Source organism: Reinekea sp. G2M2-21 (assembly GCF_015687175.1).
Classification (GTDB): domain Bacteria; phylum Pseudomonadota; class Gammaproteobacteria; order Pseudomonadales; family Natronospirillaceae; genus Reinekea.
Genome location: NZ_JADPQG010000001.1, coordinates 1,123,184 through 1,142,685, shown reverse-complemented (window position 1 = coordinate 1,142,685; position 19,502 = coordinate 1,123,184). Strand labels below are relative to the sequence as shown.

The 19,502-nt window shown below is 48.7% G+C and carries 14 protein-coding genes; 5 read left to right on the top strand and 9 right to left on the bottom strand.

Annotation, left to right across the window (positions count from 1 at the left end; all coding sequences use genetic code 11):
- Window positions 1-42: 42 nt before the first annotated feature.
- Window positions 43-993, bottom strand: a complete 951-nt coding sequence (locus tag IYN85_RS05230) for a LysR family transcriptional regulator (protein ID WP_196157770.1) — start codon at window positions 991-993, stop codon at window positions 43-45.
- Between the two features lie 213 nt (window positions 994-1,206).
- On the opposite strand from IYN85_RS05230, the gene IYN85_RS05225 reads away from it, so the two are divergent.
- From IYN85_RS05225 to arsJ, 4 genes are all read left to right on the top strand, one after another.
- Window positions 1,207-2,817, top strand: a complete 1,611-nt coding sequence (locus IYN85_RS05225; protein ID WP_196157769.1) for an isocitrate lyase — start codon at window positions 1,207-1,209, stop codon at window positions 2,815-2,817.
- A 193-nt stretch (window positions 2,818-3,010) separates the two neighbouring features.
- Window positions 3,011-4,966: a hypothetical protein gene (locus tag IYN85_RS05220; protein ID WP_196157768.1), complete on the top strand. Its 1,956-nt coding sequence runs from the start codon at window positions 3,011-3,013 to the stop codon at window positions 4,964-4,966.
- Between the two features lie 140 nt (window positions 4,967-5,106).
- On the top strand, window positions 5,107-6,102 hold the full coding sequence (locus tag IYN85_RS05215) for an ArsJ-associated glyceraldehyde-3-phosphate dehydrogenase (RefSeq protein ID WP_196157767.1): 996 nt from the start codon (window positions 5,107-5,109) through the stop codon (window positions 6,100-6,102).
- Window positions 6,102-7,295, top strand: a complete 1,194-nt coding sequence (arsJ, locus tag IYN85_RS05210) for an organoarsenical effux MFS transporter ArsJ (RefSeq protein ID WP_196157766.1) — start codon at window positions 6,102-6,104, stop codon at window positions 7,293-7,295. The genes IYN85_RS05215 and arsJ overlap by 1 nt, the downstream gene beginning before the upstream one ends.
- A 14-nt stretch (window positions 7,296-7,309) precedes the next feature.
- Here the strand turns inward: arsJ and IYN85_RS05205 are convergent, their stop codons facing one another.
- The 3 genes from IYN85_RS05205 to IYN85_RS05195 all read right to left on the bottom strand — a co-directional run bounded on the left by IYN85_RS05205 (window position 7,310) and on the right by IYN85_RS05195 (window position 11,111).
- Window positions 7,310-8,389, bottom strand: coding sequence for an ABC transporter ATP-binding protein (locus tag IYN85_RS05205; protein WP_196157765.1), 1,080 nt, complete (start codon window positions 8,387-8,389; stop codon window positions 7,310-7,312).
- 3 nt (window positions 8,390-8,392) lie between these two features.
- Complete coding sequence (locus IYN85_RS05200) at window positions 8,393-10,015, bottom strand: iron ABC transporter permease (protein ID WP_230390475.1); 1,623 nt, start codon at window positions 10,013-10,015, stop codon at window positions 8,393-8,395.
- Window positions 10,016-10,085: 70 nt separating this feature from the next.
- A complete protein-coding gene (locus IYN85_RS05195) occupies window positions 10,086-11,111 on the bottom strand; it encodes a Fe(3+) ABC transporter substrate-binding protein (RefSeq protein WP_370592158.1) in 1,026 nt (341 codons plus the stop codon).
- A gap of 215 nt (window positions 11,112-11,326) precedes the next feature.
- Between IYN85_RS05195 and IYN85_RS05190 the strand changes: the two genes are divergently transcribed.
- Window positions 11,327-13,015: a hypothetical protein gene (locus IYN85_RS05190; protein WP_196157764.1), complete on the top strand. Its 1,689-nt coding sequence runs from the start codon at window positions 11,327-11,329 to the stop codon at window positions 13,013-13,015.
- Between the two features lie 137 nt (window positions 13,016-13,152).
- Here the strand turns inward: IYN85_RS05190 and IYN85_RS05185 are convergent, their stop codons facing one another.
- The 5 genes from IYN85_RS05185 to IYN85_RS05165 form a co-directional block, all read right to left on the bottom strand.
- Window positions 13,153-13,581, bottom strand: coding sequence for a GNAT family N-acetyltransferase (locus IYN85_RS05185; RefSeq protein ID WP_196157763.1), 429 nt, complete (start codon window positions 13,579-13,581; stop codon window positions 13,153-13,155).
- Window positions 13,582-14,427: 846 nt separating this feature from the next.
- Window positions 14,428-15,603 carry a thiolase family protein gene (locus IYN85_RS05180; protein WP_196157762.1) on the bottom strand — a complete coding sequence of 392 codons (1,176 nt, stop codon included), beginning with the start codon at window positions 15,601-15,603 and terminating at the stop codon, window positions 14,428-14,430.
- 23 nt (window positions 15,604-15,626) lie between these two features.
- Complete coding sequence (locus IYN85_RS05175) at window positions 15,627-16,382, bottom strand: SDR family oxidoreductase (RefSeq protein WP_196157761.1); 756 nt, start codon at window positions 16,380-16,382, stop codon at window positions 15,627-15,629.
- Window positions 16,383-16,394: 12 nt separating this feature from the next.
- Entirely contained in the window at window positions 16,395-17,423 is a 1,029-nt protein-coding gene (locus IYN85_RS05170; protein ID WP_196157760.1) for an enoyl-CoA hydratase/isomerase family protein, read from the bottom strand.
- 306 nt (window positions 17,424-17,729) lie between these two features.
- A complete protein-coding gene (locus tag IYN85_RS05165; protein WP_196157759.1) occupies window positions 17,730-19,496 on the bottom strand; it encodes an ABC transporter ATP-binding protein/permease in 1,767 nt (588 codons plus the stop codon).
- Between the last annotated feature and the right edge of the window lie 6 nt (window positions 19,497-19,502).

Below are 19,502 nucleotides of genomic sequence, written 5' to 3'. Positions count from 1 at the left end.
TTTTTATTCATTACATTCACACTATGAATATATAGAGAAACCTTAAAAATACGGCGCAGGAATTTCCTCAGCCACATCAACAATCAACCGTCGTATCCATCGATGCGCCGGATCATGATGCAACAAAGGACTCCATACCATTTTCAATAACAATGAGGGAATCTCAAACGGGGGCGCCTTGACCGCCAGGCGGGGATTCAACGCCTGTAAGTGTGCAGCGCGTGCCGGAATGGTGACCACCAGATCATTCTCTTCGGCGAGCAGCATGGCAGCTTGGTAGTGCCGGGTAAACACCGCGATATTCCGCCTTTTACCCATCTGATGCAGGATTTCATCTACAAAACCGAGCTTCTGAACATCGGACGGATCCACTCCAACACCGACACCATACCCGGTTTTACTTACCCAGACATGGCGGGATTCCAGGTAATTCGCCAGACTAAAGTTATCGAGGATTGGATTGTCGGCACTTAACATACAACAGAAGTTATCGGACCAAACCGTCATCTGGTGAAAGGATTGAGGCAAGGTATCAAAACGGTTTATCACCATATCTACTCGGCCCTGCTCAACGTCCGAAAAGCTCACATCACTGGGCGTCATGATATCCAGCGACACATTCGGCGCCTCAACTGTTAACCGCTTCAACAAAGCCGGGATTAGCGTGGACTCAGCGTAGTCGCTGGCCATAATGCGAAACACGCGATGAGACTCATGGGCGTCGAAGTGTGCTCTGGGTTGCACGACCTTCTCCAACGATTGCAGAGCCAAACGCAACATTGGCTCAAGCTCGCGTGCCCGTTCTGTCGGGGTCATGCCGTCCGAGGTTCGGATCAACAACGGATCTTCGAACAAATCGCGCAAACGACGCAGACCATTACTCATAGCAGGCTGGCTGATTCCCAACTTGTGTGCAGCTTTGGTCACACTTCGCTCTCGCAGCAGGGCATCCAGATACACCAGAAGGTTCATATCGACTCGGTTTAAGTGCATTTTTTATTTCTCGTAGTCAATTTTTATTCTTTTAGCGAAATTTCGCTGATTGTTTTAATTACACAAACATTAATTCACACGGGTTATGTCGAAAATTATACATATAAATTAGGCGAATCATACCCATCGAACTATTGTTTTGTCATATCCGGAGGGGAACAGGACGCAAATGGGCCACTTCGACTTAGAGATAACAACAAGAGGAATCTGATTATGACGACAGGCAACTTGTCAGCTTACAAAACCGATATTCAAGCCGCAGCCGCGTTGAAAGAAGCCGCAGGCCAGCCTTGGGAAGCCATCGATGCAGAATCTGTTGCCCGCATGCGCGCACAGAACAAATTCAAAACCGGTCTGGATATCGCCAAATACACCGCCAAAATCATGCGCGAAGACATGGCTGCGTACGATGCCGATAATAGCCAGTACACACAGTCACTGGGCTGCTGGCATGGCTTTATCGGCCAGCAAAAGATGATTTCTATTAAGAAGCACTTCGGTAACACCAAAGGTAAGTACCTGTACCTGTCTGGCTGGATGGTTGCTGCTCTGCGTTCCGACTTCGGTCCATTGCCAGACCAGTCCATGCACGAAAAGACCGCGGTTGCGAACCTGATCGAGGAACTCTACACCTTCCTGCGCCAAGCAGACGCCCGTGAACTGGGTGGCTACTTCCGTGAACTGGACGCTGCGCGCAAAGCCGGGGATCAGATCAAAGCACAGGAAATCCAGAACAAAATCGACAATCATGAAACGCATATTGTTCCAATCATTGCCGACATCGACGCAGGTTTCGGTAACGAAGAAGCAACTTACCTGCTTGCGAAAAAAATGATTGAAGCCGGCGCCTGTTGTATTCAGATTGAAAACCAGGTTGCTGACGAAAAGCAGTGTGGCCACCAGGACGGTAAAGTGACCGTACCTCACTCAGACTTCCACGCGAAAATCCGCGCCGTACGCTACGCATTTCTGGAACTGGGTGTTGATGACGGCATCATCGTTGCGCGCACAGACTCCCTGGGTGCTGGTTTAACCAAGCAAATCGCTGTGGTTAATGAACCCGGCGATTCTGGCGACATTTACAACAGCTTCCTGGATGTTGAAGAAGTCTCCCCTGAAACCATGAATCAAGGCGACGTTGTCATCAAAAAAGATGGCAAGCTGTTACGTCCTAAGCGCCTGCCCTCTGGTCTGTTCCAGTTCCGTAAAGACACTGGCGAAGACCGCTGCGTATTCGACTGCATCGAATCACTGAAAGCCGGCGCAGACCTGCTGTGGATTGAGACCGAAAAACCACACGTGGGTCAAATCGGTGGCATGGTTGACCGCATCCGTGCGGTAATGCCAAATGCCAAATTGGTTTACAACAACTCACCTTCATTCAACTGGACGCTGAACTTCCGCCAGCAGGTATTCGATGCCTGGACTGAAGAAGGTCGTGATCTGTCCGCGTACGACCGCGCCAGCCTGATGAGCGCAGACTACGACACGACTGAACTGGGTGTTGAAGCCGATCGCCGTATCCAGAACTTCCAGGCAGACGCTGCAAAACATGCGGGCATCTTCCATCACCTGATTACCTTGCCGACTTACCATACTGCGGCATTGTCTACGGACAATCTGGCTAAGGAGTACTTCGGAGATGCAGGAATGCTGGGCTATGTAGAAGGCGTTCAACGTAAAGAGATCCGTCAGGGTATCGCGTGTGTTCGCCACCAGAACATGTCTGGTTCCGACATCGGAGACGATCACAAAGAATACTTCTCTGGTGACAATGCGTTAAAAGCCGCCGGTGAAGACAACACGATGAATCAGTTTGCCTGATCCTTGTTGAGTCTTTCCTAACTTTCAGCACTCCCCCAAAGAGTCTTCAGGCGATCCTCGGATCGCCTTTTTTTGCTCTCTCAAACCTCATTCGCAATTCGTTACGTTTCAAAACACAACGCTACAAATGTCATCTGGATCTCCTCTATGCTGAAGCAAAAGCCTCAGTGTTTGCAGTTAACAGAGGACGACTATGACAACAAAAACAACATCCGCCCCGGCACTATTACTGTTGTTATTCGGGGTATTCATGACCCTATTGGTGTACCAATTAAAACCCAACGTTGCTGTTGTCACGGAACGCACGGTCTACAACCAACCCCAAAGATCCATTTACAGCCCCAACGTAAGTTTGCCGTTGATTTCTGTCACAACGCCAGAGGAAGCACCAACCACGACGCCAGAGTCGGAATACCTGCCACTGGATCTCAAAGTTGCATCAACCTTGAATGAATTGCTTCTAGATTATTTTACTACCCCATTTGGTGCGAACATGCAGGATAAATGGCAAGACCGGTTAGTAAGCGGTGCCCCTTACCTGGCTGAACTGGCGAGCTATTTAAAACTGGACAAACTTTACGGTTTAACACTGTATACGGAAGAATCTCAGTTCCAAACGAATCTGTTTTTGGAACAACGAATGCAACAACCCGGTAATAAACCAAATTCATCGGAAAGCAGCTTTATTCACCTCAATCTGTTTTCGTTCATCGACAAAGTCGGCCATCAATTCTGGCCGATGAATCTGGTTGTATCCGCTGAGTCCTTCAGTTTCACACCCAAAATCCTGCTGAATAATTACGACCGTGATTTTGTGCTGAAAATTGAACGCCAACACCTCGCCAAAAAACTCGCACCACTGACGACAGGAATCGAACGGCTGCTTCGATTTCATTTATCCGAATCGGTCAGCAACAGCTCCGGATTACAGACCTACCTGAGAACCAAAAACATCGATGAAGTTGAGCGGGAATTTTTACAGGAATCACCACGGATCGGCGAACTGTTCAGTATCTACAATCTGTTCATCAAACGAGATTGGCATAAGGCTGCGTTATTTTTGCAAAACAGTGAACATTTGAATCAGGAATCTTATCGTTTCCTGTATGACATTCTGTCTATTAACGCACCTGATGCATTGCTGACCACGGTCAGTTTTGAACAGTACCTCACCAATTCCGAATGGTGGGATCGCTTCTTTAGCTATGAGTTATGCATTGGCCCTCGCCAGACTTATCGGACCGGTATTAACCAGCGGTTGTCGCTGGCACTGCCCTGTACTGCTCAAGCTTCGGAACCATTAGCACCTGTAATTCCAAACGATGATAGAGATGAACTTATTGAGTTATTCTGGGGACAGATACTGAATGGCCATCAAGTCACCCGTAAATCTATCGAAGCTCACCTGTTGTCGGTTTCGCCCCAGCAAAGTTACCAATACCAATCGATAAACAGCCACACCGTGATGGATTTTTTGGCTCGGAAGGATCGCATTAAAGTCATTCGAAACGCTTATTTACTGCAGCGCATCGAGACGAATTATCAACTCTGGAAACAAACGATGGGCATTGCCGATAGCGACTCCTTTTACCAATTCAGCGCATTGCACCACTGGTTTGGCAATTCACGACTTCAACTGCAACAAATGGCCAACGACGATATGCCTCACTTAATTCCACAGACCTCACCAGCTGTTCAAAAGCAAATCGCGCGGGAAATGGTTGATCTGATCGAACTCGGCGTGATCACGCGCGATAATTGGCCACTGTATCAGTCATTGGTCAGTGAACTATCCGCGAATGAGCAATTTCTGATCAATCAGTTCACCAAAGCAGCTCACTGGCCGTTGCCGAAGCTTAATTTCAATGTCGGAGATATTGATGCACAGACTCGGCAACGACTGACCGAAATGGCTTACGATCTTTTATTCAGCAACGAAGCCTATACCGTAGTCGATGCAGCATACGACTTCGACGACTTTATCAACACGATCGCCAGCCGCATGCGAACCTTCTCCAGCCGATATCCCAATGCACCGGTTGCGAACGATATAAATCTGGCCTTCACAGACGCGGGCGAATTGTCGAACCACGCCATGCGTAACCTTAGCCGCACCTGGTTTAAAGCGCACCCAGAACTCACCCCCTGAAACAGCTCCAGCCCTTTTATGCGCACTCTCATTTCACTCACTTGCTGGAGCATCGCACTGCATCCAGCTAATGACACAGATTCACAAATCTGACATATTTTTGTCATAATATAGCGACTTTAATCTTAGGAAGTATAAGCATGTTAAAGGTGGGTATTAACGGTTTCGGTCGCATGGGCCGATTGACAGCCAGGGTTTTATTGCAGAAAGATGATGTGCAAATCGTGATGATCAATGACCCTGCGGGCGACGTGCATACGCTGTCACACCTGTACAATTTTGACTCCATTCACGGCAAAGCCGAACACTTTGCCAGCGTTATCGATGAGAATCTGCTATCATTTAAAGGGTTTCCAACCCAAGTATTCAACCACAAAGTCCTTTCCGATACACCATGGGAAAATTGCGATATTGTGATTGAAGCCAGTGGTGTGTTTAAAACCGATGAAGCTTTGCAGCCTTACCGGGACAAAAACACCAAAGTCGTCGTTACAGCTCCGGTGCAGTCCGACTCGATCCCAAATATTGTTATGGGCATCAATCATCATTTGGTTACGGCCGAAAAACAAATTATCACCGCCGCATCATGCACCACCAACTGTTTGGCACCCGTTGTTAAAGTAATTCACGAAACGTTCGGCATTAAACATGGCACCATGACGACGTTACACGACTTGACCAACACCCAAACCATTGTTGACGCTCCGCATAAAGACCTGCGCCGGGCTCGGGCCTGTGGCATGAGCCTGATTCCAACCACGACCGGGTCTGCAAAAGCGATTACTACCATCTTTCCGGAGTTAAAGGGGCGTTTAAATGGGCACGCAGTCCGCATTCCATTGCTGAATGCATCGTTAACCGATTGCGTATTTGAATTACAGCAGGCAGTTACAGAAGCTGAGGTCAATCAAGCGTTGCAGCGAGCCGCCGAAGGAGCATTAGAAGGCATTCTCGGATACGAAGAACGCCCATTGGTAAGCATTGATTACCGAACCGATCCGAGAAGCGCCATTATCGATGCGCTGTCTACCATGGTGATCAACGAAACCCAATTAAAACTCTATGTTTGGTATGACAACGAATGGGGCTACGTGAACCGAACCGCAGAACTGACGCGCTTGCTGGCCAGCCTGTAATGAACGCAAACCCAAGCATCCGCCAATACAGCCTGATTATGTTGAATTATTGGTCGTTCACACTAACCGACGGTGCGTTGCGTATGCTTATCGTGCTGTATTTTCATCAATTGGGTTATGACGCGCTGTCCATTGCGTTTCTCTTCCTGTTTTATGAAATATTCGGCGTAGTGACGAACCTGGTCGGCGGTTGGTTAGGTGCCCGCTTTGGGCTAAATAAAACCATGAATCTGGGCTTGGGTTTACAAGCCATAGCTCTGGGCGCCTTATTGGTGCCCAGTGCCTGGCTTACCGTCCCTTGGGTAATGGCAGCACAGGCGTTGAGCGGAATTGCCAAAGACCTGAACAAAATGAGCGCAAAATCCGGCATTAAAATGCTGGTACCTGCCGAAGCGCAAGGGCAACTATTTAAATGGGTCGCGGCGCTGACGGGTTCCAAAAACACACTTAAGGGTGTCGGTTTTTTTCTCGGTGGTTTCCTGCTTTGGTTGTGTGGCTTCTGGTGGGCGATTGTCACATTGCTCTCAATGATTGTTGTCACCGGGGTGTGCAGCATCCTCTTGTTAAAAAGCGATTTAGGACGTTCCAAAAATAAAGCCAAGTTCAGCCAACTTTTTTCAAACAGCCCCGCGATTAACTGGCTTAGCCTGGCGCGTTTATTTCTGTTCGCGTCTCGCGATGCTTGGTTTGTGGTCGCACTACCCATTACGTTAAGTGAGAAATTCTCTTGGTCACATTTTCAGGTGGGTGGCTTTTTTGCCTTCTGGATTATCGCGTATGGGATCGTACAGGGGATCACGCCACAACTCACTCAACGATGGCAGACGATAAACGGTGGCCAACTGGCGCTGCTGGCAGCAATACCACTCACCTTGCTTACTGGGATCATATGGTTGCTGGATCGCTTTTACGATTTAAATGCAGCATCAACCGCACTTTTACTGCTGGGGTTTGGTTTTCTTTTTGCCATTAACAGCGCCGTTCACAGCTATCTGATAGTGAGCTGGGCCCGTCATGACGGTGTGTCGCTCGATGTGGGCTTCTACTACATGAGTAATGCACTGGGTCGCTTGTTGGGCACCCTGTTGTCCGGTTGGTTATTTGTTTTGGCCGGCTTAAACATGACACTTCTGGCAGCAACCATTCTTTTAGGCTGCACTGTATTGGTCTCATTGCGTTTAAAGAAATATTAAGAAGTCACTGAGACTTACGTCGCTGCCTCTGTTTCTGCAGCAAACATGACGAAGTGATCCAAGTCGAGCCGGATACCAATCCTCTGCCCGACACCATGGTTATGGTGACTCGACGCAATGCACAGTAGTTTTCTGCCGTTCGTCAGAGTTACCTGATATTGAAAAAAGGTACCCTTGAACTGTTTGCTAGTAATGATGCCCATAAAGTCGCTGTTATCGTCATGCAATACGTCGTCTGGGCGGACTAATAAATCGACTTGCGTTTCGGCGGCAAGAGAGGTCGGGTGAATCAACTCAAGCACCCCCAAATCCGTGTTGATTTGCCGGTCATTCAATACCGTTGCCGGAATAAAGTATCCCTGGCCGATGAAGTCCGCGACGAACCGGGTTTGCGGCTGGTGGTAGATGGTATACGGCGTGTCAAACTGTTCAATTCGCCCCCGGTTCATCAACGCAACTTTGTCCGCAATGGTGAACGCTTCCAACTGGTCATGCGTGACCACCAACGCGGTAATATTTTCCTTTAACAGTATATTTCGGACTTCCGGAACCAGGGTTTCTTTCAAGGTGGCATCCAATCCAGAAAACGGTTCATCCATTAACAAAATCTTAGGCTTAGGCGCCAATGCCCGGGCCAATGCAACACGCTGCTGTTGACCGCCAGAGAGTGAGTTAGGGTACCGTTTTTCCATTCCGCTGAGACCAATCAAATCCAACAATTGAGTAACACGGCTGTGACGTTCGCTCGCAGATTGCTTTTGCAAACCGAAGGCTATGTTTTGTTCAATCGTCAAATGCGGAAATAACGCGATATCTTGAAAAACCATGCCGATGCCACGCTTTTCCGCTGCGATGGTTTTCTGCGAATCGGACAAGCACTCCTCCCCCATATGGATGCTACCGTTGGTGAGGTTTTCAAAACCAGCAATCGCCCGCAATAGGGTGGATTTCCCGCAACCACTGGGTCCCAGCAAACAGCCTATCTCCCCTTCATGCAGTTGCAAATTAACGTCCGACACGGCAACCACATCGCCGTAACGAACTTCAACGTGTTGAACCAACAAATGATTTGGTTTAGACAAAGATGGACTCATTAGTTAACTCTTTGTAATAGAACGGTTCAGCAAAAACACAGGAATCAAACCAACCAGGACAATCATCAAGGACGCGGGCGCCGCATCGATCAAGCGCTCGTCGGAAGCCAATTCGTAAGCTCGCACCGCCAGTGTATTGAAGTTGAAAGGCCGCAGAATAATGGTTCCAGGTAACTCTTTTAACACATCAACAAACACGATTAAGAACGCCGTCAGTACCGTGCCGCGCAACAAAGGAACATGAATTTCCTTCAGTACCTGTAAAGGTTTACGCCCGAGTAAACGGGCCGACGAATCCAGGCTGGGTTTAATGGCATTCAGCCCACTCTGAACCGAACCCAACGATACCGCTAAGAACCGTATGGTGTAGGCAAACAAAAGCGCCACCAGCGTTCCGGAAAACAATAATCCAAGATCCACACTGAAAAGCTTTTCAAAGACAGGCACAATGGTATGGTCTAGCCACGCAAAAGCAATGATGACGCCAATCGCAATAATAGTGCCGGGTAACGCATAGCCAAGTGATGTCAGCTGAACCGAAAATCGAGTCAACTTAAACGGTTGCAACCGCACCGCATACGCGAGAATAAGTGCCAATAGAACAGAAATAAAGGCAGCCGCTGCCGCTAACGATAACGAATTAACAGCAATGTCGACAAAAGACGATTGCTGCCACTCGTTGGACAGCAATGACCAACGGATCAGTACACCTGCCGGCAATAAAAAACCAAAAAGCACAGGAATCATGCACGCAAAGGTACTCACATAAGCGCGGATCCCGGTCAATGACATACGTTTTGATACGGGATTGAACTCTGCGTTAGAAAAATATGAAATGCGCCGCCGGGAATACTTTTCCAGGGCCACCAGTAAAAACACAAACCCCAGTAACACCGCAGACAATTGCGCGGCAGCAGCCGCGTCACCGAATCCATAGAAAGTGCGGAAAATACCGGTTGTGAATGTTGAAACACCAAAATATTGGACGGTGCCATAATCGGCCAGCGTTTCCATTAAAGCCAAAGATAATCCCGCAACAATAGCCGGCCTGGCCATGGGCAAGGCAACTTTAAAGAACCCCTGGACAGGCGGCAAACCCAACGAACGGCTGACATCCAACACATGCGCAGACTGCGACAAAAAAGCGGCGCGAGCCATTAAGTACACATACGGGTACAACACCAACGACAGCATCAGCATGGCACCCGTTAGCGAATGTATTTCAGGAAACCAATATTGCCCATAACGCAAACCGGTCCAATCCCGAATCGCAGTCTGTACCGGTCCCGCGAAATCCAACAGTCCTGTGTAGGTATAAGCAATAATGTAAGCCGGCATCGCCATTGGCATGAGCAGCAGCAGCGTTAACGGCTTGCGAAGTGGGAAATCACAACAACTTGTCAACCAGGCGGAACCCACGCCTAACATCAACACGCCGATACCAACACCAAACATTAACGCCAGCGAGTTCTTAACGTAGTCCTGCAACACCGTTTCCCAGAGATGAACCCAAACATCGGTAGCACCCGTAAACAAAAAACCGGCGATCACCAAAATGGGGACACTCAGCACCAAGGCGGTAGTGATGGCCAAATACGACAGACGACCTAAACGATGAATTTGCAAGAAAACCTCAAAACACAAACAACAACGACAAAAACACCCCGCAGGGTGTTTTATTCAGAGGTAATTAATATCACTTCCAGCCAGCGCGGTCCATCAACTCAACGGCCTTGCGGTTATTCTCACCTAAAACTGTGAGGTTCAATGCATCTGCTTTGAATGCACCCCAGCTAGCAAGTGTTTCAGACGGCTTAACCGTTTCCACAACCGGGTATTCATTGTTGACTTCGGAATACCAGGTTTGCGATTCCTCCATGAGCATAAATTCGATCAATGCAGTGGCATCACCAACGTTTTTGGACGCTGCGGTCAGACCCACGCCGCTGACATTGACATGCGTGCCACGATCGTTTTGGTTTGGCCAAAACACAGCCAGCTTTTCGGCCACTTCGCGATCAGCCGCTTTTTCTGAATTCGTAAGACGCCCAAAGTAATATGTATTGGCAATGGCAATATCACACAAACCAGCAGCTGCAGCCTTAAGCTGGTCGGTATCCCCACCGGCTGGTGGTCGAGCAAGGTTTGCTACCAAGCCCTTGGCAAACGCTTCAGCCTTGGCTTCACCTTCTGCTTCAATCATAGACGCGATTAAAGATTGGTTATAGATGTTGCTTGAAGACCGGATGCAGATTCGACCGGCAAACGCTGAATCCGTCAAAGCTTCATAGGTCGACAAGTTCGCAGGATCAACCTGCCCTTTCACATAAAAAATCGGTCGTGCACGCATGGTCAACCCAGCCCAATAGCCGTCGGTGTCACGCATATTCTGTGGCACTCGTTCATTCACGACAGCGCTGTTGAGCACCTGCAATACACCGGCTTCTTTTGCGCGATGTAAACGACCAGCGTCCGCGGTAATCAACAAATCCGCCGGTGATTTTGACCCTTCAGTTTCCAGTCGGGTAATCAACGCGTCGTCACCACCGGTGATCAGATTAACCTTGGTACCGGTTTGCTCGGTAAATTTATCCAGCAAGGGCTTGATTAGCGCTTCCTGGCGAGACGAATAAACATTGACCTCAGCATTGGCCATTTGCAGTGCAAATACACCTGTTGCAGCAACACCCAAAATAACTCGAGACAGGGAACGTAATCTCACTCTGACAAACCTCTTCAATGAATAATGATTGGCGATTTTAAGGATTACTCAACCTAAATGCAAATAATTATCATTTGTATTTAATTGATTTACATCAACTATTCGATCTTTCACGGTTGACTGGCTCAGACTAGACCTTGATCAGATTCCGCCACTTCAAATCAACGCCTCTTTGATAGTCTTGAGTTAATAACCATTATTTGAAGGAACGCACCATGAACAGAGCCCTGCTTATATTGTTGTTTTGGCTACCCACTTTGCCGGCATTGGCCGCCCAATGGTCACAGGGACATTGGCAAGCCAGTGTCGATGGCGACATTATTGATATTCAGATCGTGACGACATCTTCGTCGGCCATTCAAGTCAAATTAGACAACCTTTCTCAAGACGACGATGATCTGACAGCACAGACATTCCGCTTTACCGACGATTCGCAAACCATAGCGCGAACCGACGGCTCCCCTTATATGCAAATCAGACGAACCACTTTTGGCGAATTCATTTTCCAGCGTATTGATGACACTCAGAAAGACAACAACGCACTGGCGTTTCTGAAACCGGTGAAATCTGGCATTACAACCCTTGAAGACTACCCGACCGAACAAGCGATTGCAGACCTGCCAGAGGAGTCCGTGTGGCTCGATTATGCCAACCAAGATCTGTGGAAATTCTGGGGAACAGACACGGCATTGGAATTCAGCAGCTCACGCTGTAACGATGGAGAGTTGCCGGATATCACCGACCTTTGTCGCGAGTTGCGCGCTCCCTGGATTGCCGAAGGTTTACCGAATAACTATACCCGCATGTTATCCCGGCAAGTTTATGCCTATGGTGTGCTGTTCAATGTGACGGGAAACAAACAGGCCTATGCGGCCATGCAAAAAGGGTTAACCGAATTACTGTCTCGTTTTGAAGATACCGGCTCTGTGGCTACCATCCTCCGCGAAGGTAAGGCGGTATACCGTCCGGCACAAAGAACATCGCAAGACTTGGCCTATGCGCAAGTCGGTTTAGCCATGGCATTTTACTTAACCGGTGACGCGGCACTGCTCGACAAAATAGAACTACTAAAAAATCACATCGTGACACAATACGTAAATAAAGAAAAAACCATGTTGGCTTGGACGCTGGAAGATCAGATGCCCGGCGATGCCAAGAATCAAGAATTGGTCGCGCAATTGGATCAACTCAACGCCTACATGCTATTGGTGTTTCCCCACCTGCCGGATGCCATGCAAAAAGAATGGGCAGCGGATATCCGTTTTATCGTCGAGGCGATGTTGGATAAATTTCATATCGAGGACCGTAACCGCTTTGCCGGGCAACTCGTCAACGGCGAATTTAATGACCCTGGTGAGCGCCACAACGATTTCGGCCACAGTGTGAAAACCTATTGGATGATTTACATCGCCGGACAGTTGTTGGACGACGAGCGTTACCAGCGAATCGGTACCGACGGCATCGAAAAAATTATTCAACAAGCGATCCGCTTTCGTGAGCATCCTCAAGGTTACAGTCAATGGGGCAATCAGATTCAAAGTAACAGCAGCAGCTGGTGGGAATTTGCTGAATTAACCCAAGCGACAGCAACACTGGCATTGGACAATCCAGACTACAGTCGGTATTTACCTGACGTTTATCAGATGTGGTTGAACAATTTTGTCGATAAAAAATACGGCGGCGTTTGGATGAGTGCCAACGGCGGTGCGAAACAGCATTTGTGGAAGAATGGTTATCACGAAACGGAATTTGGGTTGGTTGCATTAATTGCATCGCAACGATTAAAACAACAACCTATTCGTCTCTATTTCGCACGTACCGAAGGCCACTTTCAACCCTATCTGTTTAATCTGCAACCGAGCCGTATCCACATCCAGAATGATTTAACCGTGGTAACGTTCTGATCATCTGACTTGGGCGTCTCTGCTACGCAGGCGCCCGGTTTATTTGCACAGGTAGCAGACTTTCACCGGCAGAACTCGCCCGGAACCTAGTGCACTTCTTCTAACGACAAACTTAATGGTCATTACTCAAAAACGTTTCAGGAATCTTTGTAAACATCCGATCTGAAAATCTCCATAAAGATCTCCGGGCGCCCGAGTTCGGTAAAGCCGAACTTCCGATACAACTCATGCTTATCGGATGTTGCCAGCGTAAACCGACGCAAACCGAATAAATCCGGGTGCGTCACCACGGCGTCGAGCAACATTCGAGCAATACCCTGCCCGCGCCGATCTGGGATTACGAATACGTCCACCAGATTCCCAAAGGTGGCATAGTCTGTTACCACCCGGGCAAAACCAACCTGAACATTGTCATCGTAGACCCCAAAACAAAGACTGTTGTTAAGAGCTTTTTCAACCACTGTGCGTGGAATCCCCAAACACCAGCGAGCTTCAGTGCTTAAGAATTGGTAAATGAAATCAATATCGAGTTTGGCTGGGTCGGTTGAAACAGAAAGGGCTGTCATTTAAGTTCCGTCGAAATAAGGATGGTATGGAATGGTGCAGTATAGAGAACAACCTTGCAAAAATCGTTGCTGAGTTTAACGCTGCTGAGATCGATTCATTCAACTTAAGTGGCTTAGCAATCTCAACCGCCGCCGCAAACGACTGATCACACTTCTCAATATCGTTTTCAACAGATCGTTCATGACGTTCACCGAAACGTCGGGACGCCATTTCCAGCCCACTTGTGCAAGCATTCATGCTTGAACAACACACAAATTGCTTTTTTGTGGTCGTTTGAAAGTCGAGAAAAAACAGCACCACTCGTTGTATTTTCGATTTTAAAAACGAATCGCAAAATTCGATTTCAGCGGTGTTAGCGTAAATAACTGAATCGTCGCATCTGCTTTGGCTGACATGACGGACACGTCGCAACGGATTCAAGGTCATGGATGCCCTTGAAAGCGCCGCGCGTGCAAGGATGTACGCTCAAGCGACCGTTCGAAGAAAGTGGCAGGCAGGGCTGAAAACCAAAGCGGGCGAAAAAGGGGGGTTAAAATCGATTAAAAGCGAAGCCCAAATGGGCTTCGATTCGATTTTAACGACTTCACCTCTGGTGAAGGCCGGATCAAGGGGATCTCCCCTTGGAAAGAAAAACCCTCCAAGAAATCCTTTGGTTAAGAACCGAATCCTAATCTTTGGGCCGGATTGGTTCCTCGCAGAGAGGATCTTACATTTGAACCAGGTTACAGGTGCTCTCGATATGCCAATTTCCAAGCTAAACAAGCTTAAGCAAGTGCCGTTCGTATTTTCCTCGACACCTGCTCAATACGCATGCGCTAATGACTTTAAACCGTTAAACGAATCAATTACGCCCGTTCGATACAGATCGCGGTACCTTCACCACCACCGATGCACAACGCCGCTAACCCCTTTTTCTTGTCCAAGCGAATCATGTTGTGCAGCAATGTCACGATAATCCGGGCACCGGAACACCCTAGTGGATGACCCAACGCGCACGCACCACCACTGATGTTTGTGATGCCATGTTGGAAGCCCAGATCGTTCATCCCCATCATGGTCACCATTGCGAAAGCTTCGTTGATTTCTGCCAACTCAATTTCATTGGTTTGCCATTCTGCGCTTGCCAGCGCCTTGCGCATGGCACCAATGGGTGCGCAGGTAAACTCACTGGGTGTGGACGCATGCGACGCGTAACTTCTGATAGTGGCCAAAACGGTCAGGCCTAACTGATCGGCTTTTTCGCGACTCATGACGACCAGAGCGGCGGCACCGTCACTAATAGAGCTCGCATTTGCGGCGGTAATAGTACCGTCTTTCGCAAACGCCGGGCGCAGCTGCGGAATCTTATCCGGTTTGGCCAAACCAGGTTGTTCGTCGACATCGACGACAAAATCACCACGTCGTGATGCTACGGTCACCGGACTAATTTCTTGAGTAAAATAGCCGTTGGCGATTGCCTCATTAGCCCGTCTTAAGCTTTCCAACGCATAGTCGTCCATCTGTTCACGGCTGATGTCTCGTTCGTTCGCTGTGCGTTGTGCGTGCACTCCCATGGCATTGCCATCGTAGGCATCTTCCAGGCCATCCAGAAACATATGATCGTAAACGGACTGGTGACCCATTCGGTAACCGCCACGAGCCTTATCCATCAGGTAAGGGGCATTCGACATTGACTCCATACCGCCCGCGACAGCTGCAGAAATTTCCCCTGCCTTGATTTGACTCGCGGCCATCATGACGGCTTTCATGCCAGAGCCGCATACTTTGTTCACCGTGGTACAGGGAACCGATTCTGGCAACTGAGCACCTAAGGCAGCCTGCCTCGCCGGTGCCTGCTTGAGCCCGGCGGGCAACACACAGCCCATGTAGACTTCTTCGATATCACTCGGTTTAATACCACCAGCGGCGATACTGGCTGCAATTGCGTTGGCGCCTAAATCGGTGGCTGTTACGCTACTCAATGCACCTTGAAAACCACCCATCGGTGTTCGTTTGGCGGCGACTATCACTACGTCTGTCATTTGCGTCTCTCTTCTTGTTTTGTCTACAAACGTAGCGCTGCATCAACTTCCAGCGTACGTCCTGAAAAATAATCGTTTTCTAAAATAAAGGTGACCGCCTGTGCGATGTTATTCGGTTGACCCCAGCGTTTTAGGGGCACCAAGCTGGTCGCCCGTGCTTTGGCTTCCTCTTTCATGCTTGCCGTCATTTCGGTTTCGATAAATCCGGGTGCAATGTCGGCTACGCGAATACCATAGCGAGCGAGCTCTTTCGCCCAAGTCACGGTCATGGCTGTCACACCAGCTTTCGCTGCTGCGTAATTGGTTTGACCGATATTGCCAGCCCGCGAAATAGAGCTGATATTAACAATAACGCCAGGATTTTTGTCGGCCACCATCCAACTGGCCGCTTCACGCCCGCACAGAAAGACACCGGTTAAATTTACATCGATAACGGACTGCCATTGCGCCAACGACATCTTGCTTTGTTGCCCATCTTTTTCTTTGATCAACAAACCGTCACGCAAAATGCCTGCGTTATTCACGATGCCATCGAGCTCTTTGTAATCCTGTTTTAACTGATCGAACAGAGACTCAACGGAGGATTCGCTGGCAACATTGCAAACGTACCCTTTTACCTGACCCAGTGGCAGCAATTTTTGTTCAGCGTCACGCACTGCATTTTCATCAATATCAACAACCGAAACCAACGCCCCCTTGCGCAGCAGGAACTCCGCAATAGCGTATCCGAGGCCGCGAGCTGCTCCGGTCACCACAATGTGTTTTGAAGTTAATTCCATATCACTCTCTTTTCAGTCAATCGCTTTTAGAATGTCGTCCAATGGCACCGACTCCACATGTGGATACAGCCAGTTCGGTGAACGGTTTTTATCGATAAGCTTGGCGTGAACACCTTCATAAAAATCATCATGGGTACAAAAAAATGCACCGACTTTGGTGTCCAATTCCAGGGCTTTTGCGCGACTGGCATGCCGCAACCGCTGAAAATAATGCCAAGTAAATGCAACAGACCAGGGAGAACCCGTTTGCCAATTCTGTTCAGCCCGCATAAACGGTTCAAACTCGGGATGTTGTTCGGCTATGTTAATCCAGTCATTCAGTGCCGCGTCATCGGGCAGCAACGCCATGGCTTCGTGCCAATGACCGTGAATATCGTCTATACCGGGTTCCGCCGAATCGATATCCAGTTCAATAACATCAATACCTTCCACAAGCTGCTGTTTCAACGTGTCGGTATAGTCCGTTGTCACCAAACTATCGACATAATCCAACGCCATAGCCTCTTTTGCGCTGAGCACCACACCCGACAACCCCACAAAGGTGCCGATTTTCCAATCCGTTTTCTGTAAGAAGTTGGCCGCGCCAACGTCTGGGTAAAATCCGATCTGTATTTCCGGCATCGAAAAACGGGCCCCTGGACCGGCCAGCCGCAAATTCGCCCCTGCGAACAGCCCCCAACCGCCGCCAAAGGTGATGCCTTGGGCATACACGACAATGGGTTTTGGGCTTTGTTCAATGAGCAGATCTATACCATATTCGAGCGAAAAGTAGGTTTTACCAATCGCCGATCGTTCGATCGCCAACGCGTGTTGATCAATATCCTGCACCAGCGCTTTTACGTCGCCACCGGCACAAAATGCTTTTTCAGTGCTGCTTTCCAACCAAATAGAATTCACTTGGTCGTCGGCGAAGGCGTCGACCAGAATCGTCTTTAATTGCTTCAGCATATCGAGATTCAGCGCATTTAACGCAGCGGGTCGATCCAGCTGAATAATGAGCAATGAACCGGTATGACTGGTTTTTATTGTTTGAGTTGTCATGTTGTTAACCTTACTCCGATTGAGTCCGGGAACCATAGTGCCTTGGTACGAGAATGCCGAATTGAGGGTATTCACTCAACCGGTACCGCTAAATATAGAACATAGCGCAGTGGAATATTTCGTGAACAGCCGGCGTGAACTGCCGAAGTCAGGGGCCTGAGCAGCCTAAGGAAATTAATGAGCGCGAGAATCAGAGGGTCGACTGGTTAAAAAAGAACGACTTGACAGCCGTTGATCACCGAAAATCCAGGCGACTTAAGCTAACAACGGGGATTTCCGCTATCCGAAAGCAATGCGTCAGGAGGTTTATTGCTCCCGCAAGTCGGATTGTTGCCGGCGCCACATGGCCGCAAAATGCCCGTCGTTCGCCAACAATCCACTAAAAGTGCCCTGCTCTACGATCTGGCCGTCGTTCACCACTATGATCTGGTCGGCATCAATAACCGTCGATAATCGATGCGCAATGACAATCGTCGTTCGGCTTTCAGACACTTCATTCATCGCTTGCAGAATGGCGTGTTCAGAGTGGCTGTCCAGGGCAGACGTCGCCTCATCAAACAGTAAAATCGGTGGGTTTTTCAGCAACACTCGGGCTATGGCGATGCGTTGCTTTTCGCCACCGGATACCTTGAGACCGCGTTCGCCCACCAGGGTATGCTCCTTATCTGGCAGCGACTGAATAAAAGACGCCAAATGAGCGAGCTCTATCGCTTGCCATACCTCTTCGTCACTCGCCGATGGCCGGCCATAACGCACATTGTTAAATATAGTGTCGTTAAACAGCACCGTATCTTGCGGAACAACCCCAATGGCCTTTCGCAATGATTGCTGCGTGACTTTGCGTATCGACTGGCCGTCTATACGCACATCACCCTGATCCACATCGTAGAAGCGAAATAGTAACCGCCCCAATGTTGACTTCCCTGCTCCGCTACCGCCGACCAGGGCTACTTTTTCACCGGGCTGAATGGAAAACGAGACGTTCTTTAAAATACTCCGGTCAGCGTGATACCCAAAACTAACCTCATCGAACTCAACGAAACCCTGTGTCACAAGCAATTCTGAAGCATCGACTTCATCTTCAATTTTGGGCGTTTTCGTGAGTAACGAAAACAGGTTTTCGATATCCGTTAAGGCGCGGCGTATTTCGCGATACACAAAACCAAGAAAATTCAAAGGTAAGAAAATCTGTATGGTATAGGCATTGATCATGACCAAATCACCCAGCGTAATCTCACCGGCAACGACGTCAAACGAAGCCATAATCATCATACTAGTTAACGCCATGGCGATAATGGCGGCTTGCCCCGTATTCAGTGCCAGCAACGACATACGGTTTTTTAACCGTGCTGACTCCCAACTTGCGAGATTTTCATCGAACTGTTCCGCTTCCCAAGCTTCGTTGCCGAAATACTTAACCGTTTCATAATTCAACAATGAATCGATTGCACGGGTATTGGATTTACTATCGAGTGTATTGGCTTCGCGCACAAACCGGTTGCGCCATTCTGTAGTGATGACAGTGAACGTAATGAAGGTGATAACCGCAAAAAGAGTTATCAACGCAAACCAGATGTTAAACGCGACCACCAAAATGGACGCCACCATGACCAGTTCCAATAAGGTCGGGAAAATATTAAACACCATGAAACGGAGCAAAAAATGTATACCATTTGTACCGCGATCAATATCTCGACTGATTCCGCCAGTCTGTCGACTCAGGTGGAATTCCAAATCCATTTTGTGTAAATGTTCAAACACTTGCAAAGATGCCAACCGCATGGCCCGTTCCGTCACCCGAGAAAAAATCGCATCCCGAATCTCTGAGAATGCCACCGAGCCAAATCTGAAAAAGCCATAAGCAAATAAAAACATGAATGGCACAGCGATGGCCTGATGCAAGCCGCTGTCCAGCGAATCGACAATATGTTTCATCGCCCAGGGCATCGCCACCCAGACTATTTTCGCACACACCAGAAAGAACAAGGCGATCAATACGCGACCTTTGAACGCCCACAAATGGGGGAACAACGAGCGCAGTACCAACTTTAAATCTAACGGTTTATTGTCCATTCGCTT